This window comes from Mucilaginibacter sp. OK283 (assembly GCF_900110415.1).
Classification (GTDB): domain Bacteria; phylum Bacteroidota; class Bacteroidia; order Sphingobacteriales; family Sphingobacteriaceae; genus Mucilaginibacter.
In genome coordinates, this window is record NZ_FODR01000002.1 from 581588 (window position 1) to 604609 (window position 23022).

The following is a 23022-nucleotide window of genomic DNA, read 5'->3' on the forward strand; positions in this document are numbered from 1 at the left end:
ACAATGACCAAAACAATGAAGTGGAACGCTGATTTATACGACCAGAAACATGCCTTTGTATTTCAATTTGGCGAGGATGTTTTGGCTCTGCTGGATGTTAAACCCGGCGAACATATCCTGGATATTGGTTGCGGCACAGGCCACCTAACCAAGCAGATCCAGGATAAAGGTGCCATTGTAAAAGGTACCGACTATTCGCCGGATATGATAGCACAGGCCAAAAAACTGTTCCCCGATGTTGATTTCGCGGTAGAGAATGCTGCCGATTTTTATACGGAAGAAAAGTACGATGCTGTTTTCAGCAACGCGGCCCTGCATTGGGTTTTGGATGCCAATGGCGCTATCAAAAGTGTTTACAATGCCCTTAAACCCGGCGGCCGTTTTGTGGCCGAAATGGGCGGCAAAGGCAACGTGGCCAAACTATTGGAGGCTATCCGTTTGGTACTGCAAAATCATGATTACCATGACCAGGCCGAAACCAAAGTATGGTTCTTCCCCTCAACTGCCGAATATGCCAGGTTGCTGGAAAACCACGGCTTCCGGGTAACCTTTACGGCCCATTACGACCGTAAAACCCCACTGCAGGACGGCGACCAGGGCGTAGCCAAATGGGTAACCATGTTTGGCGCCCAGTTTTTAGAAGGCATCCCCGAAGAAGAAAAAGAGCAAATACTAAAAGAGATAACCCACAAGCTGGAGCCCTACTATAACGAAGGCGGCCAATGGTACGCCGATTATAAAAGGCTAAGGTTTGTAGCTGTAAAGGAATAGCTTGTTTAGTAGTAAGTATCAAGTAGTAAGATTTTTTTTCGCTTCTTCATAATTTGATTCCTACACTAAATCAACAATAAAAAGTATGTCGTTGGTCGAGATTTTTAAAAGATGTTTTGATTGACGATATTTATAGATTAATAACAAATTGAAGTAGCAACACGTCGCGTAATAGGAGCAATCTTACTACTTGATACTTACTACTTACTACTAAAAAGAAAGATATGTTACACGATCCCAACCGCGTTTATGTTTTTGATACCACGCTTCGCGATGGCGAGCAGGTACCAGGGTGCCAGTTAACCACCCCCGAAAAGATTGAGATAGCAAAAGAACTGGAACTACTGGGCGTGGATATTATTGAAGCCGGTTTCCCGGTTTCAAGTCCGGGAGATTTTCAGAGTGTTGTCGAGATCTCGAAGGCAGTAACCAACCCTACCGTTTGCGCGCTTACCCGTGCCAACAAGGGCGATATTGATGCTGCTATCGAGTCGTTAAAATATGCCAAACACCCGCGTATCCATACGGGTATCGGCTCGTCGGATATGCACATCAAGCATAAATTTAACAGCACCCGCGAGGAGATATTGGAGCGTGCCGTTGAAGCCGTAAAATATGCCAAACGCGCGGTAGAAGATATCGAGTTTTATGCCGAAGATGCCGGCCGTGCCGATGTGGTTTACCTGGCCCAGATGGTGGAGGCTGTTATTGCCGCCGGCGCTACCGTGGTTAACATTCCCGATACCAATGGCTATTGCCTGCCCGATCAGTATGGCGCCAAAATCAAATTCCTGAAAGAGAACGTTAAAAACATCGATAAAGCCATCATCTCGGTACATTGCCATAACGATTTGGGTTTGGCTACCGCCAACTCCATAGCCGGCTTACAAAACGGTGCCCGCCAGATAGAAGGCACCATCAACGGCATTGGCGAACGCGCCGGGAATACTTCTATCGAGGAAGTGGTCATGATCCTGAAAGTGCACCAGGTGTTGGGCTTAAAAACCAATATCGATTCAAAACGGTTTTATGAACTAAGCCAGATGATCCGCACGCAAATGCGCATGCCGGTACAGCCTAATAAGGCTATTGTAGGCAGCAACGCCTTTGCGCACAGCTCGGGTATTCACCAGGATGGGTTCCTGAAAATGCGCGAAAATTACGAGATCATTCGCCCTGAAGATGTAGGCTTTCCGAGCGCCACAATAGTGCTAACCGCGCGCAGCGGCAGGCATGCTCTGAAGTTCCACCTGGAACGCCTTGGCTTTAGTTTGGATAAAGATGAACTTGCCCAGGTATACAACAAGTTTTTAACGCTTGCCGATGTCAAGCTTGATATAAATGACGAAGACCTGCAGGGCTTAATGGCCCACAGGCTGGTAAAAAATTAATAATGGAAACCGAAACTAAAAACCTGCTCGATTTCGATTCGGCTTACGAACGATTGAAAGGGGTTGTTAAACGCACTCCGCTGGAGTATAATGCCGGCTTATCAGCCAAATACGAGTGCGAACTATATTTAAAACGCGAAGATTTACAAATAGTACGCTCATACAAACTGCGCGGCGCTTATAACATGATAAGCCAGCTTACGCAGGACGAGCTTGACCGTGGCGTAGTATGCGCCAGCGCGGGCAACCACGCGCAGGGCGTAGCCTTTAGCTGCAGCCGCTTAGGTACCAAAGGCGTAATTTTTATGCCCGAAATTACCCCCAAGCAAAAAGTTACCCAAACCGAAATGCACGGCAAGGGCAATATCGAGATCATTTTAACCGGCGATACCTTTGACGATTGCCTGCGCGAGGCTTTGATATACACCGAAGCCCACCAGATGACGTTTATCCCGCCTTTTGATAATTACCGCATCATTGAAGGCCAGGGAACAGTAGGGGTAGAGATACTGCAGGACCTGCCCGATATCGAAGCCATCATTATGCCCATAGGCGGTGGCGGCTTAGCGGCCGGCACAGGCACCTACCTTAAGCAACACGTACCAGGCATTTATCTGGTAGGGGTAGAGCCCGAAGGCGCCCCATCTATGCTGGAAGCTTTTGAACATGGCGGACCAACCACCTTAAAAGAGATTAACCGCTTTGTTGACGGTGCCGCCGTGAAATGCGTAGGCAAACTCACCTACAACCTTTGCCAGCAGGTATTAGACGAAATGCTGCTGGTACCCGAAGGCAAAGTGTGCACCACCATACTCAAGCTATACAACGAGGACGCCATTGTGGTTGAACCCGCCGGTGCCCTGTCTGTAGCCGTGCTTGATGCCTGCAAGGATAAAATAAAAGGCAAAAAAGTAGTTTGCGTTATCAGCGGGGGCAACAACGATATTGCCCGCATGCAGGAGATCAAAGAAAAATCCCTCCTGTACGAAGGTTTGAAGCATTACTTCATCGTACGCTTCCCGCAACGCCCGGGAGCCTTGAAACTGTTTGTGAACAATGTATTAGGCCCTCACGATGATATTACCCGTTTCGAGTTCATCAAAAAAACCGAAAAAGAAAACGGCCCCGCCCTGGTAGGCATCGAACTAAAAACCGCCAGCGACTACCCCGCCCTGCTCAACCGCATGGCCGCCCACCGTTTCGACGTTATCGAGCTGAATAAAGATCAAACGCTGTTTGAGTACCTTGTTTAGGTGAGTGGTGAGTAGTGAGTAGTGAGTAGTGAGTAGTGAGTAGTGAGTAGTGAGTAGTGAGTAGTGAGTAGTGAGTAGTGAGTAGTGAGTAGTGAGTAGTGAAACGGGCCGGTCATGCTGAGCCTGTCGAAGCACGCGGGCAAAGGCCTGGCCGCCATGTATAACCGCCATGCTTCACCCGCCCGTCATTGCGAGGAACGAAGCAATCCCCGACTATGCTCCAAAGCACATCGGTTACCCCAAAATATCAAAGCCTCCCGAAGCCAAAAACTCCGGGAGGCTTTTTGTTTATCCCAAAGTCATGCCGAACTTGTTTCGGCACCCCACAGGACAGGAAACCTACACGCAAATCAATTTTGACTTTTGAATTTTTCACCAATAATTGTTTTTTTAAGGTGTTCAAGAGTGCTTCGCAGTTTTTCCTTTTGAATTTAAAAAGGGCATTCCCTGCGGGCCGGGTTTTTCGCTCATACTGCACAGGCCTTAACCACTTGGCCGGTATACGCTACACCCCCTAACGCGAAGCATCGGGTAAATAAGAAGGCGCTTAACAAAGTAATAAATGTTACTTACCTTAGTTGTCCATGAAACCTATAATTACCTGTTACATTATCCTTATCGCTGCCTTTACAGCCTGCCAACCGAATTTGCAATCACAGACTGATCGCGCCATCGCCACCGCGAAATTAAAGTTTTCAAATCTTGCGATAGAAAGTCCACCGGACTATGAATTAGTAAGAAAGCTGGAGATAAGACATCCCGAAGCTACGATTCAGTTATTGCAGCCAACCAGGCAGAGCGATGGCGACGGGCAGATCATCGTTTTATCAAACACTCAAAATCAGTTTTACGCTGTGCCCTTGCCACTTACCAGGTATAAAGGCTATTGGAACTTTGTTTATGATACAACATCACCAGATAACACATTAAAAACTAAGACCTTTGAAACAGAATTAAACAAAGCACTTGATACATTGGGCTTAAATAGGGGTTATGATGGTTCAAATGTGATCAACGAACTTTTTACCTCGGTATTGCAAGCAAGGCAACTCTCCGGGCTTGACACGCCAACTCTTAAACCTGTAAATATACAGCCTCATGTATATCCTGATAGCTGTATAGAAATGGGCAGGAAAACATACCAACGGCTGGTAAGCCCTATGCGCAAGGACAAATATTGGTTTAGCCATCTATATCGGGACAATAGCGACCGGATTTTTCTTGTTGACTCCGTTTACACCGTAAAAGGGAAAAAGAAATATTACCACTTTAACATATACAGGCAACCTTGCGTTATTGAGGTAAAACTGCTAAACTTATAATGCATCATAAACGGCCATGCAGGTTTTGACTTTTGAATTTTTCCTTTTGAATTTAACACGGGCGTTCCCTGCGGGCCGGGTTTTCCGCTCATACTGCACCGGCCTTAGCCACTTGGCCGGTATACGCTGCACCCATAACGTGGGCTGTGAGCAGAATTGGGACTTTGTGCTTTACAACAGCGTCGTGATTTGCATACAGGCGCACAGGCCTGGAGGCCTGCGGTAGCGGGAAGTGCTTGCGGTAGCAGTGCACCCAGCGAGCTAATAAATTGTCATGCTTTCAGAAGCAGCAGAGAACTTATAATTATTAATATCCATTGGAATTTTGATAAGCTTTTAATAAATCCTGAGTGATTTCGTCTACGTTTTCTGGACCAAAAATCATTAGGTAATTTTCCAATTCTGACAGATTCCCCCCTTTAAGAACTAAATAATGTCCGAAGTAAATTAAAATCGTATTTTCATTTAATACTCTTCTAAAGTCACGGATAGCGATATAGTGTGTCAAAAAATCCAAATAGCTGGATTTATCTTCTATTAGCGTTTTTTGGAGGACTTGTATAGTTGTTAAATTAAAGTATTTCAATATTGTAATCACCAAATTAAAATTAGTGCTTTTGCGAAGTTCATATCCAGTTTCCGCAACTATGTGATTCCTGATTTCGGAAACAATTGGATCCATTTGCATAAATGAACCTATTGAGGTCTTATTTATATCGACATCTTCTGGTTTAGCTTCTATTAATTTGGATATGTTTTTTTCATAATCAGTTAATTGCGACTTCAATTTTACAAACTCTAAATCAGCAGTCTCTAATAAGGCTGCTAGCCTATTGAATGTTCGTTTAAAATCGTCTGGTATATTAACGCCTTTGTAACCTAAGTCATGTTCAATTTCCGCCCAAGCGTGTTGTAATATAGATCTAATCTGAATTTCACATTTAAAAAAAGCGAACTTAGAGTATTCAGAGAACTTAATTCTTTCAGCAGACAAGGAGAGCACAATATGGAGAGACCTATATCCAAATTGATCATTTTTTAAAATTCTTTTGTCTATAGAATTTTCTTCATCTGTTTCAAATTCCTTTTTTAAAATCTCTGCAATAATGTCGACCTCGCTTTCCAAATAGGTAATTATTCTTAAACCAACTAGATCTGTTATATCAGACAGCTGGCGGTATTTATCCCCCTTCTTTTCAATTTTATTAGATAAACTGTTACTATCCTTTAATCTACCAACAATTTGATGCAGAACAACCTTTTCCTTTTCAACTAAGTTTTTGATTAAATTAATCATTAAACTTTTGAAATGTTCCAAATCTCCTTTTTTGCTTTTAAAATCTTTTAGTATTTGTTCTTTCATGCTGAAAAGTAAGCTGATTAATTTTGTAATCGATAGACCGCGATTTAATTCTTGAAATTCAACACTCTTAAAAGCCCCTTTAATTTCATTAGCCTGTCTTGTCCTAATAATCGATCACAAGTCATCCGCCCGCTGACCTTTACACAAGACTTGCGCTAAATTGGGGATCTCTTAATCTATAAAATTCAAGATCGCTAAAATAAAGTTCGGCGTCATCTGGATAACCAGCCAAATGCTTTTTAATTCTGCTACTGTAATTCTTTTTGCTTCATTATTACTCATATACCTAAAATTTAAAACTGTTAACTTTATACTTTTGAACTCGTTATTTAATTTATCAGAGAATTTACGTTGAAAATGTTATTGTCAGTGTTTTTCAGCATGCGCTCGGCTTTAGCTTCTTACTAAAATGTTTTTTAATTTTGACTTGTTGGAAGACAAGTTCAACACGGGCGGGTTGACGCGCCGAATCACCCTTATTCACCATCCTTCCCGCCAAATAACTTTCCCATCTTTCCAATTGTTTCCATAGCCTTATCAAGGGATGATACATCATATTTAAGTTTCTCAAGTTCAATGGTAGTTTCACCTTTCTTTATAGCGGAATTTCGATCCGTTTTATAAAGGCTTTCTATCGTTTTTTTTGTTGAATCAATATCTCCATAAATAACGGACATCTTCAATGCAATAAGCTTTGACTCAATGTTTGTTCGTTCGTTGTTGTAATATTTTATCTCATCTGAATTTCTTTTATAAAGATTAAGAAAGAAAAATGAAAAGATTTCTACGAAAAGGACAATTGATAAACGGGGTATCATGTGGATGAAAAACCTTATTCCAGAGTTTGAGGTTTCATCAAAAAGGTATGCTGGTGCATCGTCAGCGTAGACAACAAGTATAAGCAACACAATGGCTACAATAGTTAATGCGAGTCCAATTAGTAAATTGGTTATTCTGTTGTTTGAAATTTTATCAATTTGTTCTGATATACCAAATTGAATATCGATTATATTTCGCTCAATTAAATCTAATTTGTGTTCCTCTTCTGAGTAATACGGTTCTGATTCTACATCCGAATTATCCTCGTTATTTTGATTACCAGTTACCACGTCTTCATTCAGTATCTCTTTAATTAATAGTTTGATATTATCTCTATTCCTTAATGACGCCTCAAATGAAGCACTAGCATTTTTGTTTCTTGTTATTTCCTGAGTGGACTTACCCCCCTCAGCTAAAAACTTCGCTATCCTTGGGAATATGAAGGAGCCGGCTGAAATAAGAACAGCAGCAGGGACTACGAAATTTACAGCATCTGTAAAGGGCTGCAATTCATTGGGAGATAAAAATAGCTTGCCTACCACGAGTAATAAAAGAACCGCTGCAACAATCGGAATAAAATATAAAAGAAATTTTATAAGAGATTTTCTGTTCATGGATAAGATATTAGATGATAAATATAATAAAAAATACTTCTTCCCGCTGCCGCTGTCTCCAGGCCTGTACTCCCGCATGCAAATCACGATGCTGTTGCAAAGCACCCAGCCCCAACCCATCCCCCAATCCGCGTTAGGGGTAGTAGCGGATACCTGCCCGCGCCTAAGGCCCTGTGTAGTATGAGCGGATGACCCGGCCCCAACTTCTACCGGTTGGGGAAACGCCCCGGGAAAAGGAGTGAAGAGATTAGCATCAAGCGTTAAGACTTTTTGGTGTAAAACCCGGGCGATCTGCTGATGGATAGGCAATATATGGGCCGTGCCTACGGCACTCTTTTACCTGCTGTTTATTTTACCACGGGTTAAAACCCGTGGCTACCATATTGGCCGAACCTACGGTTCTTTTTTATTGGCTGTTTGTTTAGGAGGGATTTCAAACAGCTACTGCAATATTGCCGGGATGATACCTATTGTGGCTGGGTAAATGAAATCATCATTGCAGCTAAGAGCCGTAGGCTCGCAACATGTTGTAGCAACGGGTTTTAACCCGTTGGATGAATACACAATAGCAATAGAGTGCCGTAGGTACGGGGCATATATTTGACGAATTCCCCCTTGGCGCAATTCTTAAGCGTTCGTCGGGCAGAAGGCTGACTTGTGATTACTTCACCGGCTACATCCTAATAGAACGTGGCTGTCCTGAACACCACCTCTATACAAACGCTAAATGGGGTAGCAAGCTTACGCTCATTAACAACGACGGCTAGGTTAAGTGGCTTTTATTTATCTAAATATGAATTGTGACAAGTAAATATCTATTTCAGGTTTTAATGCTAAGGACGCAGGATGATTTTGGTCTTTTAAACTTTTCAAATAGCCTCCTACCAATGATCTGATTTCACCTCCGGTAGATCCGGTTTCAATTTTTAATCTAATTTCATCGACAACATGAGCATATTCAGAGCCTGATTTATTTTCGGCAAATGCCAGTACCTGAGTATAATCCATGTCTAATCTTTTTTAAGGTGAGGGTATTACGCTCGATTGGTCTCGGGCATCCGTGGCATTAAATATACGCTTGCAAAAGAGCAATGAAAAACATAAGCTTTGACTAATGCGCTGACAACATCAACGAGAAGCTCAATCCTACACACTGCGCTACACAATCCACACAAAAATGAACAGGAGGCAGGTAAAAAACGCTGCGGGGCTTTCAACCTTCAGTCTGGTTTTGCATTGAATAAATTTTCCACGGCCAATCTTTCAGCAAATTCAGCAAGTTCTTTTTCCGGCTTTATAGCATTGAATTTGTTTTTAGCCTGGTCGGCTTCGTTTTGATGTATTATTTTGCAATCCGGAAAATCAAATTCAACAAAGTAGTTGCCAAATTCACTTAACAGTTTTTCCCGCGAAACCAAAACGGTGTCTTTAATATTCCTGAAAAACTTTTTGTATTGCCTGGTTAACAAAATATAATCTGTAGCTGGCAGCACAATGGGTAAATGCTCGGTCCAGGTAGTCAACGTAAACGGTTCATTATTTTGTTTCTTTTTGAAAAAGAAGATCTTTGGAACAAAATAGCCATCGCCAAGTTTTTCCTGTAGCTGCCGCCTGTTAAAATTGTATTCCCAAACCTTATGACATTCTTCCTCGCTCAGGTAGCAGGTTTGCATGGGGTCAAAATGATCTTTACTTGCCCATAAGTTTGTTTTATTCCAAATACTGATTTCTTCATGCGCATTTGATTTATATGGGTCAGAATCGGCTTGAGGATTTAAAACAAATAAATCCAGGTCCGCACAAAACTTCTCAACGAATTTGAAAGCTTCAGTTCCAAAAAATGCCGGGCGCATAAAATTGAGGTTGAAAGAAAAATTGGTATCGTCAAAATCATCAATAGGTGCAATGTCCTCTTCTTCCGGCTGATTATCTGCGTCGGGCTCGTTATAATCAAATGAAAAATATACCTCGGTGTCTTTATTTTCAAAAAACCATTGCGTGTTCCCTTCACCTGCCGCAACTAAATTGTTTGATAAATAATCAGAAATTTTATCGGTTGAAATTTCTTTGCCTTTTTGTTTATAGAAAAATAAATCGTAACTCATATTGGGTGATACAGTTTTGGATGTAAAGGTTGGGTTTGTTATGCCAATATACAGCTATTAAGTTAACAGAAACAGAATGAAAAATAATATCGAACACTGAATTTCGAATATCCAACACCGAAGTTTTCCTTCATTGTTCGAAATTGGATATTCCCGCCCCTTAGCGCAAGTGTTAGCGGTCGCCCTGTGTTCGGATGACTTGTGACTTGTTTAGGACAACACAGCCGGCCGATGTTGTCGATTACCACTAAATAATGTAAAAAAACGCGGTTACATGGAGTGTTTATTTTCAATGGCGGCCCATTCTTTCGAACTTATATAACAGCCAGGGAAATCCCTTTTAAGTCTTTTACCTCATGTAATGGTTTTTTCGCTGAGATGGGTAACCCCTACGGGGCTTAAAAGAATTTCGATATATTTTGCTACAAACAGGTAGCCTCTACGAGGTAGACTGTCATAAATACAAATAAAAGGTGCATGGCTTATACAAAGGCAACCCTTTAGTTTGATAACCAACTTATTGCTTACCTTGGCAAATATCAATCACTATTTTACACTCCACCTTATTCAACTATGCCGGGCGCCTATCCATTAGAAAAATACCTATTCACAGATGCCGACTTCGACACCATGAACTGGCACGACTGCCCTATCCATTCCTTCTCGTTCAACGACGATGATGAACTATTGTTGGATATCGACTATATGTTTGAATGGGTAAAACCCAAAAAGAACAGCAAGTATTATAAATTCTGGATTGCACCCTGCACTCTAATTTTCGAAAACGTTCGCGAGGTTGAGTTTGAATTGGATGGTGGACAGCCCATTATAGATTTTATCCAAAGGGAAAACCCTCAAGCAACCATAGCTGCCGAATACCTGGGCAGGGAATTTGAATATGATTGGGATATGGTGATGGTTAATGGCGAGATGACCTTTAAGTCGGCAGGCTTTAAACAATATGTTAGGCAGGCGCCAATTCTTATCCGCGAGCAAAAACTCGGGCTGAAAACCAGGGGTGGGATTTGCTTTGACAGGTTATCCTTTCCGGAAAAGAACCAAGAGCCAGGAATCAAGAGTTAAGATTAATTTGCTGCTAACCTGGCGTTCGTGTCAACGATAAATTGACGGGTAGTCTTTAGCCCAAAGTCTTAAGTTCTAAGTCAAAAAAAGAAAAAACAACAACTTTAGACTTACGACTTAGTACTGTCGACTTATTGCTGTAATATTTTGTTTTACTTAAAAAATGTTAACTGCCAGTTGTGTACCACCCCGTACCAGGGTGTACCATGGCGTACCAGGGTGTTTCATCCTGTACCGGTACACACACCTTGGTGCTAAAAAAAAACGCCCCAATCCTTCCCGCTTAGGCGATAGTAAATCCCTTTAGTTTATCGCGGAATATATCAATACTCGGTGGCCCCAATGGCAAAAGCATCGGCAGATGGGCGTTGGGTGCCATAATAATCAAATTCTACGCCATATGATAAAACGTTTGCCCCGGCATTAATAAGCGGAGAGGATGACAACAAATGGAAATCATCTTCAGCATAATTTACAAATTGACATGGGCTTACATCGTTGGCTACATAATTATTTGAAGCCGTAAGCTTAACATTGCTGCTTTTTTTAATTATTGGAAGTACCAGGTCCGACTGGATAATTGCGTTGTTGATTACGGTGTTCATCGGGATAGTTTCGGAATTTAATTTTATGCCACCCAACGCCGAACCAATGATGGTATTATTAATAAACTGGAAATTGGGCCCCGGCGTGTATCTGGAATCTGCAAAAATGCCATAAGCTTTTGAATTGATGATGTAGTTATTAAACACCAGGTTATCGCCAAGCCCCAGTACAATAATTCCGTTGCCGGGTGCATCCTTAATCACGTTGTTATAACATTTTCCACCGGTACCTTCGCCAATTTGTATACCGTTATTTTGATAGGAGGCAAAGGGGCTTACCCCAGGTGTTTTAACTGTATTGTTATAAATTTCGCAGCCTAAAATAGCACTGCCAACCTGGATTCCTTCGGCACCGGTAGAATCGGTGATGTTTTTGTATAACTTAACATTCACCACATCGCCCGGCCAAACCTTACCGCAGGAAAGCGAAACGCCGTTGGCATAAAACGAATTACCTACATAAAATCCTTCGCCACCTGTTTTGTGAACATAATTATCATGAAGAATTACGTTTTGCATAGTGAAATGCCCACGCCACGTTGCTTCATCACAAGTTGGATCTGTTTTGGCCATAATACCTGCAAAGCCACTATTACGCACCTCCACATTTGCAATTTCAAAATCCGAGCTCAGGTTATCCATCGTCATGCCGATGTTGCCGCCATTGATGTCAAACCCATACTCGGTATCGGGGTCGCCATTTCCCAGTATTTTAAAATACTGGCAATTTTGTGTTTTAAAACCATATGAAGCGGTAACAGCGGTTGAAAAAGTTACTTTACCGCCCTTATTAATAATAACGATGGGGGCAGCCGCGGTTCCTTTAAAGTTTTTAAGCAGTAAAGCGCCTCTTTTACCGGCGGGGATACACACGGTTGATCCAGCTGGTATGTTAGTGCCGTCAACCATCCATTCAGAGGGCTGAACGGTATAGGTGCAGTCGGTAATAGCTAAAGACGAAAATTTGGCGTTCGTAACTGAAGGAGTGCTCAGCGGCCCGTCAATTTTATTTTTGGTGCACATCGCGAACGATGACACAACTAACATACCGGCGATGGCACGTATCAAGTAACTTTTATTTTTCATGTATAAATTAATAGCGGGGCTTAAAATATACCAGATTCAAAGAATCATCCTATTTCAGGCATTCCTGGCTTTCAAAAGAAAGTTTTTATACGTGACATTTCGTGAATAGTTACCCGGATGCGGGGCATCGTGATAGCCATAACGGCAAAGGACCAACGAAGCTAAACCTACTCCATCATTAGCCTCCTGATCAATTCCGCGCTTTGGGCTTTGCCTTCTTCCAGCCTGTGGCTGAAGAAGGATTGTACTTCGTTAAAGTGCTTTTTGTAGCCCTCCATATCGCCGTAACCAATAATGGCCGACCATTCCCTTACTGCCGAGTGGAACTCCAGGTCATCGCCGCGGATGGTTTTATCGTAAAGGGCGGTTTCGATGGATTCTTCTAACAGTTCTTCGTTTTTAAACAGGTATTCGGCAATGCCAAGCCTCAGCCGGAAGGGCGGGGTTTGGCAAATGAGGTTGTCATAAGGGTTTACAGCCAGGTGGTACCAGGCATCAACCATGCTCAGGATACTCAGGTGCGAGTTGGGTTTCTGGTGATCGGCATGTTGCGATAGCGAAAACTCTTTCATCACGGTATCACTCAGCATAATAGGTTTGCGGCTTTCATGAAAAACAAAATCGCGTGCCTTATACAGCCGCTCCCTGAAGGTTTGCGCTTCTTCTTTGATCATCAACTTAAATAATTCCGACTCTGACTCCGAGTAGCGTTTTACCTGCTGGCGGGCGTACGGGTTTAAAATGGCCAGGCCTGCGTATACGTGCGCCTTATAGCTAAAAATACGCAGGGTGGTCAGGATCTTCACATTGTCTATACCGCCCAGGTACGATGCGTTTTCCCAGGGGAAAAACCCCGCAGCTTTCCAGGCTGTGCCCATGCTTTCAAAACCTACGTGGGTAACGGCCTGGGTATCGGCTACAATTTTATCGTGCTCGTGGTAATCGGCAATCTCTACAATGTCGCTCCCAATAGCTGTAAATAAATCGTACATACGCTGGTACGCATCCGCTTTGGCCCGGTGCGGAATCAGGATAAGTGTTTGCCCTTTGGGTTCAAAACCCGGCCCGTGCATGGCATGAAAAGTAATGATTTGCACATCGGCGGGCAGGTATTTTTCAAATATGGCTATCTCGGGGTGCTTAACGGATGTTTGGCCGGCAACAATGGCCCCGTACTTGGTAAGCGGGCCGCACTCGGCTACTACCTGTTCCAGTTTGTCGGCCTCAACCGAGTAAATAACCAGGTCGTTTGTGCGGGATACATCGCGCGCGCTATCCATTACAGTGATGCCAAAGGGGCTAAGTTCCTGTTCCAGCTTGTCGCGGTTTTCGGGTAAATCGCAGCCGCAAACGGTGTAACCTGCTTTTGCAAAAGCCTTTGCGTACAAACGCCCCATATCGCCCAACCCAATGATACCTATATTCATGCTGCTAATATAAGTATGAGTAGCAAAATTCCGTATGAAACCTTACATTAGCGATCAGAAACGTACAGGATAATAAAATAAAAACCATTAAAATCCTGTTTTGTTAATAACAGGTACCTAATTTTACATGATGAACAAGCATTCTATATTCCGTATCTCTGTTTTAATGGTCATTATTTTAAGCATCTGCGGTGTGGGCTTTGCCCAGGATACTGTTAAAAAAGATGCTGCTAAACCGCCTGCCACCAGGCCTGCCGTTGCAAAACCGGTGGTGAAATACGGAGCTGTACCCACCGGTACTGTTAAGCCCGCCATTACCCCTCCAAAATATAACTACCAGCCCCGCCCTACAGCTGCTGATTCGGCCCTGGCCAAAGACAAAAGCCTGAACGGACAATATCAATACCTGTTAAGTAAATTATACCATTACCAACAGCCATTGGTATCGGCTTTATGGAAAAACTTACAGGATACTTTAAAAACAGAACGCCGCAACCTGAAAGAAGCCCAGGCTAAACTGGCCGCGCAAACACAGGATATTACCGGCCTTAAAACCGATGTGGCAACTAAAAGCCAAACCCTTTCCGAATCAAACGCCAAACGCGATGAGATAAAACTCGCCGGCATAAGCTTTACCAAAGCCACCTATAATTTAATGATGTGGGGCCTGGTAATTGTTTTTGGGCTAACGGCAGCCATCGTAATAGCCCGGTCGGGTGCGCACAGCCGCGAAGCAAAGTACCGCATAAAATTGTACAACGAACTTGACGAGGAATACAAAGCCTACAAAGTAAAATCCAACGAAAAAGAAAAGAAACTGGCCCGCGAGCTGCAAACCGAACGCAATAAGCTGGATGAGTTGTTGGGAAGAGGGTAGGCTTTTAGATGTGCAGATTTCAAATTAACTGCGTTGAGGGCTGTGCCGTTTCAGATGTGCAGATGTCTTCTGATTATTATGTCGGAGTTGTTTTGGCGTCCCACGTGCTAAGCACTCATTAAGTAGGCTACCTTTCATATGAGATGCTGAAATAAATTCAGCATGACTTTTTTTCTCTTATAATTTCCTTTGATGAACAATACCCAACTTTTAACACTTATCACCCGCCTGCGTTCTGTGGCCGATGTGGGTTTGCTGTATGCCAAAAACGAATATGATATTGAACGCTATGCCGAGTTACAGCATATAGCAATTGAAATGCTGGATAATGTTACCGGTTGGGGCATAGATGATATTAAGTTTAACTTCCCGATGCCGGATGATTACCCTACAGCTAAGGTTGATGTACGCGGGATGTTATTAAATGCCGAGGGTAAAATATTGCTGGCTAAGGAAAGTGCCGACGGCAAGTGGAGCCTGCCGGGTGGCTGGGCCGATGTAGGCTATAGCGCCAAAGAGGTAATTGTTAAAGAATTTGAAGAAGAAACTGGTTTAACTGTAGTTGCCGATAGATTATTGGCCGTATTTGACAAAAAAATGCACCCTCACCCGCCGCAGCCCTTTTACGTTTACAAAATGGTGTTTCATTGCAAAGCAGTAACCACCGCCGTTAAACAAGGGTTTGACATGCTGGATGTTGAATATTTTGATATCGATAACCTGCCCGAACTATCAGAAGACAGGATATTGAAAAGCCAGATAGAGTTGCTTTATCAAAAGGTTATCAGCGGGGATTTGGCGGCGGAGGTTGATTGATTCCGGATTATTAAGACTTACGAAGTTTCAAAAACTTCGTAAGTCTATGATCGACTATAAACTGCCGACTGCAAACCGCTTACTGCAAACTGCCCGGTGCCGGTGCCAGTTTAGGTAAAACCTTTTTGTTAGCAGGCAAAGCCTGGTATTTTTTATAAGCGTCATTAATGTAAGCCGTCATGCTTGGGGCATTGTTGTTTTTAAGGAAAGCATAGCTTGGACGATATAACGACATGAAGTTTTCCAACTCGGCACCCCGTAGCGGTATTACGCTTTTTACATAATCTACATTAAATGCTTCATCAATTTGCCTTTCTTCTTCTTCGCGTTTAAAATATCTTTTTAAACGTCGCGCATCTTTACCCTCTTTACTGAACCAGGTTGATGGCGACATTACAGATACCCGGCTTTTGGTATAAACCTCTGGATATTCTTTACGCGGATCGAAAGCTTCCCTGGTGGCACTTACATTTACCTGCCTTAAAGATATGGTTTGCGATATCATATCTATTCGTTTGAGCCTCATGTCTGTAATGTACAATGTGTCTGATACATAGCCAGGTGCATTGAATATCAGTGTATGGCCCGTTGCCGTGCGGATGCTGAAATTGCCGTTGTTATCAGTAATTGTGATCTGTTTGTTGGTGACATCTTTTACAAAAACGTTAGCCAGTTTTTCATTTTTGCTTTTTTCGTAAACCGATCCTTTTAACACATCCTGGGCTTGTATATGTGCAGATACAAATAGGCCAATTATCAATATTAGGTAGTTCGGTTTCATGGTAGTTGAATTATGCCGTAAAATAAACTTATTTTTTGAGCATATGGTTTTCAATTTAACATATTTAAATATGGATGGTGGTTTAATGACAAAGGGGGGAGAGATAAATATTTATTATCAAAATATTGACACCTGAAACGTTTCTCGTTACATTTGTAAATGATTATTAGCATTCGGCATAAAGGGTTGCGGCTATTTTTTGAAAAAGGGGATGCATCAAGGTTAAATGCTCAACACGTAAGTAAGATCAGATTAATCCTTACCCGTTTAAACGCTGCAAAAACTATAGCCGATATGAATGTTCCGGGATATGGACTACATCAGCTAAGCGGCGAATTGAAAGGCTTTTGGGCTGTAAAAGTTGATAAAAATTACCGGATTATATTTCAGTTTATTGCTGAAGACGCTTTTGAAGTTGATTATTTAGATTATCATTAACAAGGAGAAAAAAAATGCAGATGTTTGACCCAGCCCACCCGGGCGAATTAATCCGTGAAACCCTTGAAGGGATAAGGGAAGAAACAGGAAAAAAATTAACAGTTGAGCAGGTTGCCACCGGCCTGGGAACAACCCGTAAAACATTGTCGGCTATAATTAATGGCAAACAGAGTATTAGTTCAGATATGGCATTGCGCCTGAGCGCAGCCTTTAATACAACACCTGAGTTTTGGCTGCACGCGCAGGAAAATTATGATCTGGCCCAGGCCCGCAAAAAGTTCGACATAAAAAAGGTTACTGTTTTTTGGCATCCGCAGGTCGCTTAAAAATTTCTGCCACAAAAAAACCGCCTCATTTTCATGAAGCGGTTAATAGAATATATATTAGTTCTGTCCCGGTAATGGTTGGGCAGGTTTAATAACGGTTCACTTTAAAATCAGATATGCCACCATTCATGTGGATGTATATCTTGTTTTTGGCAGCATCAAAACCCGGGGTTTCATAGCTGTTATCATTCTTTTTGGTAAAGCCCTCAAATTCATTTGATGATAAACCTGTGTTGGCATTTATACTGCAAGCGGCATCTTTAGGCACATTAATAATAACCTCTGATACACCTGTAGATACCTCTACGTTGGTGCTTGCCAGCGGTGCGCCAAGCTTTACTTCAAATGAGGCTGCACCACCCTTTAAAGTTACACTTTTTATTTTAAATTTACTTAAATCGAAATCTAATTTTGTTGCACCTGTTTCAACATAAATGTCCCAGATGGGGTTCGGGTTTAGTTTGATATCTGCCAGGTTCGATTTGTTGTTATCAGAGTCAAAATGCCAGCCCTTATTGCCCTTCATTTTAAAGTTCAACACATACACAGAATCTTCTTTGTTGGCATTAAATTCATATTTGCCGTAAAATTCTTTTGTTTCTGCTTTAAATAGCTGGCTGGTGGTATCATTTAAAGTATAAGTAGTAGCACCTCCATTGATATTCAAGCGGGCAAATTTAGCATCGGCGGTGTAATCTTTATTAAAAACACTGCTGCCTTCAATTTTTGTCACGCCATGATCGGTGTTGGTGCTGTCGCTGTCATCGTTACTGTCGTTGTTGTCGTTATCATGGTCGTCGTCAAAGTTGATAAAAGTGCTGGGCCAAAAATGATAGCGGTTACCAAAGTTGCCAAACAGTAGCAGCGAGAATCCACCAATTATTACGGCCAGTTTTACTACAGTCGCCAAAGGCGACCGGTTACCTGCAAATACCAGGTTTACGCCGCCTATAATTAAAAATATAGGCCATAGGTAAAGTATATTCATCCATTGAAAATGGAAGATATGGAAGTTATGGAGCAGGAATATGGCTCCTATGCATACCAGGATTGTTCCGGGAATAAGTCTGTCGGTTTTCATGGTTATATAGTTGGAGGAGTGTTATTAAAATTATCGTCTTTTTTCTCTTCTGTATTCAGCGGTTGTTCAGTTGCATTTACTTCGGGCTCAGCAGTTGTATTCTGCCAGCCTTCTTTTTCCCATGGCTGCCTTTTTTGTCCGGATACGATCATCGCTAAGCCGCCAACTACCAGGATTGCGGGCCATAGCCTTGCCACGTGCCAGAAACGAAAGATGCCCAATTCATGAAACAGGAAAACTGCGCCAAAAAATATAAGGATGAAGCCAAAAATGATACCGGCTGGTGTTGACGTTTTTTTAGGGAACGCAGGTTCAAAAGGAGTGCCCGGATTTGCAGGTGCGTTGGCGTCAAAAGGGGTGAAAGGCTGTTGCGGCGGTACCCGATAATCAACATTGGGGTTAAAGTAGCCTGCACCTTTGTTCGGTATAACTATCCACAATACAATATAAGCCATAAAGCCGGTTCCCATAAATATAAAGGTGAGTACAAATAGTGCGCGTATAATAGCAACATCCATATCAAAGTACTCGGCCAGGCCGGCGCAAACGCCGCCTATTTTCTTCCGGTATTCATCCCGGTAAAGTTTCTTTTCCATAATTTTATTTAAATATCGTTCAGTTGTGATTGTTTGATGATATAAAGGTATATATGGTGGCTCAAAACGCCTATATATTATAGGTTAGCAGGGTCAACAAGTCGGTGAACTGCCGTGTTTCAGCGGTGAAAAAGTTCTAAGTCCGAAGTCTTGAGTCGTAAGTCTCAAGCTCTAAGTCTGAAATCAGGGAGAAGAACTTTTAACCTTCAACTCAAAACTTCAGACTCAGAACTTCAGACTTAAGAGCTACAACTGGCCGGGCGCAGGTTTAATGATAATCTCATCCACATTGGCACCGGGGCTCATCCTGTAAATATTGATGATTGCCGATGATATGTCTTCGGGCAAAACCATGGTGTTTTTATCCACAACGGCATCCTTCCATGAATCTGTCAATGTCGATCCGGGGATTATTGCTGTTACTTTTACCCCATGCTCCTGCGTTTCAAGCCTCATTATTTTTGTTAAACCCAGTAGCGCGTATTTGGTTATGCTATAGCTGCCGGCCTGTACAACGGGGTTTAATGCAGCTACCGAGCAGATGTTAAAAAAATGTCCCTTATGTGCCGTTATCATGGTTTTGCCAAAAAAACGATAAAGTTCATAAGTTGGCATCAGGTTGGTTTTTAGCTGTTTATCAAATGTGTCATCTGCATCGTCCAATATGCTCGATGGGATAAAAGTGCCCAGGTTATTTACCACCACATCAATAAAGCCGAGTTCCTGCTGCGCGGCGGTGGCGAAGGCCAATAATTGGGCCTTATTGCTGCCATCTGCAACCTTTGCAAAAACTTTAATACCAGGGTTTGACCTGTTAAGCAGGTCTGCAAATTCAAATAATTCTTTTTCATTTCGTGAACAAATTGCCACGTTTAATCCTTCATTGGCGAAGGCTACGGCAATGGCGCGGCCCATGCCTTTTGTTGAACCGGTGATGAGGGCATTTTTCATGATGGCGTACTATATTTTTTTAGTTAAATGTTCGTTATTGCAGCGCCCGGGTTAGTGGCACCGCTTTTATTTGCTTTTGTTAAAGCTTTACGGCGCTAATTTACGTAAGCCATATTAATAGCTTGCAAAAAGCGCCTATTTTAGGCAATTAAACAATAGCGGCTGGGATGCTAAATTTAAAAATGTAATTTTATCCAATTTTTAACATATACCTATGATTCAAAGTTTAGGCAGATATATACTTTTATTACGTTTAAGTTTTCGAAAACCCGAGAAATTTTCGGTGTACTGGGCCGAAGTAATGCGCGAAATGGTTTCGGCCGGCATCGGTTCCTTGGGCATCATCATGATCATCTCGGTTTTTATTGGTGCAGCTGTAACTATTCAAACTGCTTTTCAATTAATCAGCCCTTTAATCCCCAAATCGGTTGTGGGGGGTATCACCCGCGATAGTATGATTTTGGAATTTAGCCCTACTATATCATCGCTGGTACTGGCCGGCCGCATTGGCTCAAGCATGGCATCGCAAATAGGTACCATGCGCGTTACCGAACAGATAGACGCTTTAGAGATCATGGGGGTAAATGCTCCCGGTTATCTGATATCGCCCAAGGTAATTGCGGGTGTTACCATGTTTCCATTATTGGTAATTGTATCTATATTATTGGGCTTTATTGGTGGTTACGTTGCCTGCTTTACATCAAGCGAGGTGACTACTGATGATTTCCTGATTGGTTTGCCTGATGGCTTTAACACGGTAATTATTACCGTTTGTATGGTTAAGGCAGTTGTGTTTGGCTTTATTATTACTACCATATGCAGTTACCAGGGCTTTTATACATCGGGCGGCGCGCTTGAGGTAGGCCAGGCTGCAACTCGCGGAGTTGTATTTAGCTGCGTAATGATACTCATGTTCGATTTAATTATCTCCCGCCTCTTCTTATGATAGAAATACAAGACATCTATAAAAAATTCGGAGAAAACGAAGTACTTAAAGGCATCAGCTCCACTTTTGAACCCGGCATTAATAACCTTATAATAGGCGGATCGGGATCGGGGAAAACAACACTATTGAAATGTATAGTCGGTCTGCACGAACCAAGCAAGGGCGATGTGCTTTTTAACGGCGAAAACTTTACCGATATGGGTTTTGAGCAGCGTGTGCCAATCCGCACACACATAGGCATGCTTTTTCAAAACTCGGCCTTGTTTGATAGTATGACTGTGGAGCAAAACATCATGTTCCCCCTTAATCTGTTCACCAATCAATCAAAGGCCGAAAAACGCGACCGCGCCAATTTTTGCCTGGAGCGTGTTAATCTTGCCGGTAAAAACAAGCTTTACCCATCCGAACTTTCGGGCGGTATGAAAAAGCGTGTGGGTATTGCCCGCGCTATATCCATGCAACCCAAATACCTTTTTGTTGATGAGCCAAACTCGGGCCTCGACCCGGTTACTTCTATCCTGATAGATGACCTGATAAGCGAGCTTACCGTAGAGTATAACATGACCACCGTTGTAGTAACCCACGATATGAACTCGGTAATGGGTATAGGCGACCACATCGTTTTCCTGCACCAGGGTAAAAAATGGTGGGAGGGCAGCAACAAGGAAATTGCCCACACCGATAACAAAGAACTTAACGACTTTGTATTTGCCAGCCGGTTTATGCGGGCAGCGAAAGCGAAATTATAAGCGAGTATCAAGTAGTTAGTATCAAGTATCAAGATTTTTTGATGGTTAGTTCGAATTAATTGCCAATATACAATCTTTAAAAACGATACAAGCGCAGGTGCGTTGATACTTGATAATAGAAAAGATATGCACAATTTTAAAGAACTAAAGGTTTGGAAAGCAGGCATAGAGATATCGAAGATTACCTTTCAATTGTGTAGAGCGTTTCCATCCGAAGAAAAATATGGGTTGATTTCATAAATGGTTCGTGCAGGCATTTCTATCCCCTCAAATATTGCCGAAGGATGCGGCAGAAAATCAAATAAGGAATTATATCAGTTTTTAAGTATTGCCTTAGGTTCATCCTTTGAATTGGAAACACAATTTATAGTTGCCAAAGAATTTGGTTATATCACCCAAGAAACATTAGATGCTGTCTGTATTCAGATCACCGAGATTCAAAAGATGATATACGGTTTTCAAAAAAGCCTCAACGTTTAGTTAGTATCGAGCCGCAAGTACAAGATTTTGATCGGATTGGCCATGAAGCGATTCAGTATTCAAATCTCTTATCCAAAAAAAGATACTAAATTTGCGCCAAACAAGTGTAGCTGTCATGATACTTGATACTCGCTATTTGATACTAAAAAAAGATAAATTGCGCCACACAAGTGCAGCGGTCTTGATACTTGATACTAACTACTTGATACTAAAAAAGAATGATTCAACTACTTACCCCAACGCACTGGAAAGATTACGAGCTGATTGATTGCGGCAATTTTGAAAAGCTGGAGCGTTTTGGGAATATTATATTAATACGCCCCGAGCCGCAGGCGGTTTGGAGCAAAGGCTTACCCGCATCTGAGTGGCAGCGCTTACATCATATAAAATTTAAAGGACGGTCGGCCACCGCAGGCGACTGGTTAAAAAAAGACCAGAAAACGCCCGACCGCTGGCATATTGAATACAAGAACAATGATGCTGCCATTAAATTTCGCCTGGGTTTAACCTCGTTTAAACACCTGGGTATTTTTCCTGAGCAGGCGGTTAATTGGGATTACATAACCCAAAACATTAAGCGTTTTAAAACCCCGCAGCCCAAAGTACTTAACCTGTTTGCTTATACAGGCGGGGCTTCGCTGATAGCGCAGGCTGCCGGTGCGGATACTACACACGTGGACTCAATTAAACAGGTAGTTACCTGGGCAAATGAAAACCAGGAAATATCGGGCTTGAGCAATATCCGCTGGGTGGTTGAGGATGCACTTAAATTTGTAAAGCGCGAGTTAAAACGTGGCAAAAAATACAATGGCATTATCCTTGACCCGCCTGCTTACGGCAATGGCCCTAACGGCGAAAAGTGGAAACTGGAAGATAACATAAATGAGATGATGGCCGATGTGATGCAGTTACTTGATCCTGAAGAGCATTTCCTGATCCTGAATACTTATTCGCTTGGTTTTTCATCAGTAATTATAGAAAACCTGATCAAAAGTGCTTTTCCCAAAGTTCAAAACCTTGAAATTGGTGAGCTTTACCTGCAGGCCACCGCTGGGGCAAAACTACCACTTGGAGTTTTTGGAAAGTTTCATAAACTTAAAGGTAATTAATTATCAATATTTATATTTGCAGCAAACTAAAGC

The 23022-nt window shown here is 42.4% G+C and carries 24 protein-coding genes; 14 read left to right on the plus strand and 10 right to left on the minus strand.

The window, feature by feature from the left end; translation table 11 throughout:
* The first annotated feature begins 15 nt into the window (after nucleotides 1-15).
* The 4 genes from BMX56_RS07225 to BMX56_RS07245 all read left to right on the plus strand — a co-directional run bounded on the left by BMX56_RS07225 (nucleotide 16) and on the right by BMX56_RS07245 (nucleotide 4737).
* A complete protein-coding gene (locus BMX56_RS07225; protein ID WP_090644015.1) occupies nucleotides 16-771 on the plus strand; it encodes a methyltransferase domain-containing protein in 756 nt (251 codons plus the stop codon).
* A gap of 224 nt (nucleotides 772-995) precedes the next feature.
* Nucleotides 996-2162, plus strand: coding sequence for a 2-isopropylmalate synthase (locus BMX56_RS07230; protein ID WP_090643220.1), 1167 nt, complete (start codon nucleotides 996-998; stop codon nucleotides 2160-2162).
* A gap of 2 nt (nucleotides 2163-2164) precedes the next feature.
* Complete coding sequence (gene ilvA, locus BMX56_RS07235) at nucleotides 2165-3415, plus strand: threonine ammonia-lyase IlvA (protein WP_090643225.1); 1251 nt, start codon at nucleotides 2165-2167, stop codon at nucleotides 3413-3415.
* Between the two features lie 584 nt (nucleotides 3416-3999).
* Complete coding sequence (locus BMX56_RS07245) at nucleotides 4000-4737, plus strand: hypothetical protein (RefSeq protein ID WP_090643235.1); 738 nt, start codon at nucleotides 4000-4002, stop codon at nucleotides 4735-4737.
* A gap of 307 nt (nucleotides 4738-5044) precedes the next feature.
* Here BMX56_RS07245 and BMX56_RS07250 read toward each other — a convergent pair whose 3' ends face one another.
* Both BMX56_RS07250 and BMX56_RS07255 read right to left on the minus strand, forming a co-directional pair.
* Nucleotides 5045-6100, minus strand: coding sequence for a GTP pyrophosphokinase (locus tag BMX56_RS07250; RefSeq protein WP_090643240.1), 1056 nt, complete (start codon nucleotides 6098-6100; stop codon nucleotides 5045-5047).
* A 476-nt stretch (nucleotides 6101-6576) separates the two neighbouring features.
* Entirely contained in the window at nucleotides 6577-7533 is a 957-nt protein-coding gene (locus BMX56_RS07255) for a hypothetical protein (protein WP_090643244.1), read from the minus strand.
* Between BMX56_RS07255 and BMX56_RS07260 the strand changes: the two genes are divergently transcribed.
* Entirely contained in the window at nucleotides 7532-7717 is a 186-nt protein-coding gene (locus BMX56_RS07260) for a hypothetical protein (RefSeq protein WP_090643248.1), read from the plus strand. The genes BMX56_RS07255 and BMX56_RS07260 overlap by 2 nt on opposite strands.
* A gap of 599 nt (nucleotides 7718-8316) precedes the next feature.
* Here the strand turns inward: BMX56_RS07260 and BMX56_RS07265 are convergent.
* A complete protein-coding gene (locus tag BMX56_RS07265) occupies nucleotides 8317-8541 on the minus strand; it encodes a hypothetical protein (RefSeq protein WP_090643253.1) in 225 nt (74 codons plus the stop codon).
* A gap of 212 nt (nucleotides 8542-8753) precedes the next feature.
* Nucleotides 8754-9638, minus strand: coding sequence for a hypothetical protein (locus BMX56_RS07270; protein WP_090643257.1), 885 nt, complete (start codon nucleotides 9636-9638; stop codon nucleotides 8754-8756).
* Between the two features lie 573 nt (nucleotides 9639-10211).
* Here BMX56_RS07270 and BMX56_RS07275 point away from each other — a divergent pair.
* Nucleotides 10212-10721, plus strand: coding sequence for a hypothetical protein (locus tag BMX56_RS07275; RefSeq protein ID WP_090643262.1), 510 nt, complete (start codon nucleotides 10212-10214; stop codon nucleotides 10719-10721).
* Nucleotides 10722-11044: 323 nt separating this feature from the next.
* On the opposite strand, the gene BMX56_RS07280 is transcribed toward BMX56_RS07275, so the two are convergent.
* The gene (locus tag BMX56_RS07280; RefSeq protein ID WP_090643267.1) at nucleotides 11045-12412 is read right to left on the minus strand and encodes a right-handed parallel beta-helix repeat-containing protein; all 1368 of its coding nucleotides are present in this window, start codon (nucleotides 12410-12412) and stop codon (nucleotides 11045-11047) included.
* 167 nt (nucleotides 12413-12579) lie between these two features.
* Nucleotides 12580-13839, minus strand: a complete 1260-nt coding sequence (locus BMX56_RS07285; RefSeq protein ID WP_090643271.1) for a prephenate dehydrogenase — start codon at nucleotides 13837-13839, stop codon at nucleotides 12580-12582.
* Between the two features lie 127 nt (nucleotides 13840-13966).
* Between BMX56_RS07285 and BMX56_RS07290 the strand changes: the two genes are divergently transcribed.
* Complete coding sequence (locus BMX56_RS07290; RefSeq protein WP_143065388.1) at nucleotides 13967-14716, plus strand: hypothetical protein; 750 nt, start codon at nucleotides 13967-13969, stop codon at nucleotides 14714-14716.
* A gap of 192 nt (nucleotides 14717-14908) precedes the next feature.
* A complete protein-coding gene (locus BMX56_RS07295; RefSeq protein WP_090643281.1) occupies nucleotides 14909-15532 on the plus strand; it encodes an NUDIX hydrolase in 624 nt (207 codons plus the stop codon).
* A 79-nt stretch (nucleotides 15533-15611) separates the two neighbouring features.
* Here the strand turns inward: BMX56_RS07295 and BMX56_RS07300 are convergent, their stop codons facing one another.
* The gene (locus BMX56_RS07300; protein WP_090643286.1) at nucleotides 15612-16313 is read right to left on the minus strand and encodes a carboxypeptidase-like regulatory domain-containing protein; all 702 of its coding nucleotides are present in this window, start codon (nucleotides 16311-16313) and stop codon (nucleotides 15612-15614) included.
* Between the two features lie 159 nt (nucleotides 16314-16472).
* Between BMX56_RS07300 and BMX56_RS07305 the strand changes: the two genes are divergently transcribed.
* On the plus strand, nucleotides 16473-16751 hold the full coding sequence (locus BMX56_RS07305; RefSeq protein WP_090643290.1) for a type II toxin-antitoxin system RelE/ParE family toxin: 279 nt from the start codon (nucleotides 16473-16475) through the stop codon (nucleotides 16749-16751).
* A gap of 14 nt (nucleotides 16752-16765) precedes the next feature.
* Nucleotides 16766-17077, plus strand: a complete 312-nt coding sequence (locus BMX56_RS07310; protein ID WP_090643300.1) for a HigA family addiction module antitoxin — start codon at nucleotides 16766-16768, stop codon at nucleotides 17075-17077.
* An 88-nt stretch (nucleotides 17078-17165) separates the two neighbouring features.
* On the opposite strand, the gene BMX56_RS07315 is transcribed toward BMX56_RS07310, so the two are convergent.
* The 3 genes from BMX56_RS07315 to BMX56_RS07325 all read right to left on the minus strand — a co-directional run bounded on the left by BMX56_RS07315 (nucleotide 17166) and on the right by BMX56_RS07325 (nucleotide 19705).
* On the minus strand, nucleotides 17166-18158 hold the full coding sequence (locus BMX56_RS07315; protein ID WP_090643304.1) for a LiaI-LiaF-like domain-containing protein: 993 nt from the start codon (nucleotides 18156-18158) through the stop codon (nucleotides 17166-17168).
* A 2-nt stretch (nucleotides 18159-18160) separates the two neighbouring features.
* Nucleotides 18161-18754: a PspC domain-containing protein gene (locus BMX56_RS07320; protein ID WP_090643308.1), complete on the minus strand. Its 594-nt coding sequence runs from the start codon at nucleotides 18752-18754 to the stop codon at nucleotides 18161-18163.
* 246 nt (nucleotides 18755-19000) lie between these two features.
* A complete protein-coding gene (locus tag BMX56_RS07325) occupies nucleotides 19001-19705 on the minus strand; it encodes an SDR family oxidoreductase (RefSeq protein ID WP_090643312.1) in 705 nt (234 codons plus the stop codon).
* A gap of 214 nt (nucleotides 19706-19919) precedes the next feature.
* Here BMX56_RS07325 and BMX56_RS07330 point away from each other — a divergent pair, with 214 nt between their 5' ends.
* From BMX56_RS07330 to BMX56_RS07345, 4 genes are all read left to right on the plus strand, one after another.
* A complete protein-coding gene (locus tag BMX56_RS07330) occupies nucleotides 19920-20651 on the plus strand; it encodes an MlaE family ABC transporter permease (protein ID WP_090643317.1) in 732 nt (243 codons plus the stop codon).
* Nucleotides 20648-21400 (plus strand): ABC transporter ATP-binding protein, encoded by a 753-nt coding sequence (locus BMX56_RS07335; protein ID WP_090643324.1) that lies wholly within the window; start codon nucleotides 20648-20650, stop codon nucleotides 21398-21400. Before BMX56_RS07330 ends, BMX56_RS07335 begins: the two co-directional genes overlap by 4 nt.
* A 240-nt stretch (nucleotides 21401-21640) precedes the next feature.
* Nucleotides 21641-21880 carry a four helix bundle protein gene (locus tag BMX56_RS07340; protein WP_255369794.1) on the plus strand — a complete coding sequence of 80 codons (240 nt, stop codon included), beginning with the start codon at nucleotides 21641-21643 and terminating at the stop codon, nucleotides 21878-21880.
* 218 nt (nucleotides 21881-22098) lie between these two features.
* A complete protein-coding gene (locus BMX56_RS07345; RefSeq protein WP_090643327.1) occupies nucleotides 22099-22989 on the plus strand; it encodes a class I SAM-dependent methyltransferase in 891 nt (296 codons plus the stop codon).
* Nucleotides 22990-23022: the final 33 nt, after the last annotated feature.

Coding starts and splice junctions, on each gene's coding strand:
- BMX56_RS07225 (WP_090644015.1), top strand. CDS start 16: ATGAAGTGGAACGCTGATTTATACGACCAGAAACATGCCTTTGTATTT.
- BMX56_RS07230 (WP_090643220.1), top strand. CDS start 996: ATGTTACACGATCCCAACCGCGTTTATGTTTTTGATACCACGCTTCGC.
- ilvA (WP_090643225.1), top strand. CDS start 2,165: ATGGAAACCGAAACTAAAAACCTGCTCGATTTCGATTCGGCTTACGAA.
- BMX56_RS07245 (WP_090643235.1), top strand. CDS start 4,000: ATGAAACCTATAATTACCTGTTACATTATCCTTATCGCTGCCTTTACA.
- BMX56_RS07250 (WP_090643240.1), bottom strand. CDS start 6,100: ATGAAAGAACAAATACTAAAAGATTTTAAAAGCAAAAAAGGAGATTTG.
- BMX56_RS07260 (WP_090643248.1), top strand. CDS start 7,532: ATGGATAAGATATTAGATGATAAATATAATAAAAAATACTTCTTCCCG.
- BMX56_RS07255 (WP_090643244.1), bottom strand. CDS start 7,533: ATGAACAGAAAATCTCTTATAAAATTTCTTTTATATTTTATTCCGATT.
- BMX56_RS07265 (WP_090643253.1), bottom strand. CDS start 8,541: ATGGATTATACTCAGGTACTGGCATTTGCCGAAAATAAATCAGGCTCT.
- BMX56_RS07270 (WP_090643257.1), bottom strand. CDS start 9,638: ATGAGTTACGATTTATTTTTCTATAAACAAAAAGGCAAAGAAATTTCA.
- BMX56_RS07275 (WP_090643262.1), top strand. CDS start 10,212: ATGCCGGGCGCCTATCCATTAGAAAAATACCTATTCACAGATGCCGAC.
- BMX56_RS07280 (WP_090643267.1), bottom strand. CDS start 12,412: ATGAAAAATAAAAGTTACTTGATACGTGCCATCGCCGGTATGTTAGTT.
- BMX56_RS07285 (WP_090643271.1), bottom strand. CDS start 13,839: ATGAATATAGGTATCATTGGGTTGGGCGATATGGGGCGTTTGTACGCA.
- BMX56_RS07290 (WP_143065388.1), top strand. CDS start 13,967: ATGATGAACAAGCATTCTATATTCCGTATCTCTGTTTTAATGGTCATT.
- BMX56_RS07295 (WP_090643281.1), top strand. CDS start 14,909: ATGAACAATACCCAACTTTTAACACTTATCACCCGCCTGCGTTCTGTG.
- BMX56_RS07300 (WP_090643286.1), bottom strand. CDS start 16,313: ATGAAACCGAACTACCTAATATTGATAATTGGCCTATTTGTATCTGCA.
- BMX56_RS07305 (WP_090643290.1), top strand. CDS start 16,473: ATGATTATTAGCATTCGGCATAAAGGGTTGCGGCTATTTTTTGAAAAA.
- BMX56_RS07310 (WP_090643300.1), top strand. CDS start 16,766: ATGCAGATGTTTGACCCAGCCCACCCGGGCGAATTAATCCGTGAAACC.
- BMX56_RS07315 (WP_090643304.1), bottom strand. CDS start 18,158: ATGAAAACCGACAGACTTATTCCCGGAACAATCCTGGTATGCATAGGA.
- BMX56_RS07320 (WP_090643308.1), bottom strand. CDS start 18,754: ATGGAAAAGAAACTTTACCGGGATGAATACCGGAAGAAAATAGGCGGC.
- BMX56_RS07325 (WP_090643312.1), bottom strand. CDS start 19,705: ATGAAAAATGCCCTCATCACCGGTTCAACAAAAGGCATGGGCCGCGCC.
- BMX56_RS07330 (WP_090643317.1), top strand. CDS start 19,920: ATGATTCAAAGTTTAGGCAGATATATACTTTTATTACGTTTAAGTTTT.
- BMX56_RS07335 (WP_090643324.1), top strand. CDS start 20,648: ATGATAGAAATACAAGACATCTATAAAAAATTCGGAGAAAACGAAGTA.
- BMX56_RS07340 (WP_255369794.1), top strand. CDS start 21,641: ATGGTTCGTGCAGGCATTTCTATCCCCTCAAATATTGCCGAAGGATGC.
- BMX56_RS07345 (WP_090643327.1), top strand. CDS start 22,099: ATGATTCAACTACTTACCCCAACGCACTGGAAAGATTACGAGCTGATT.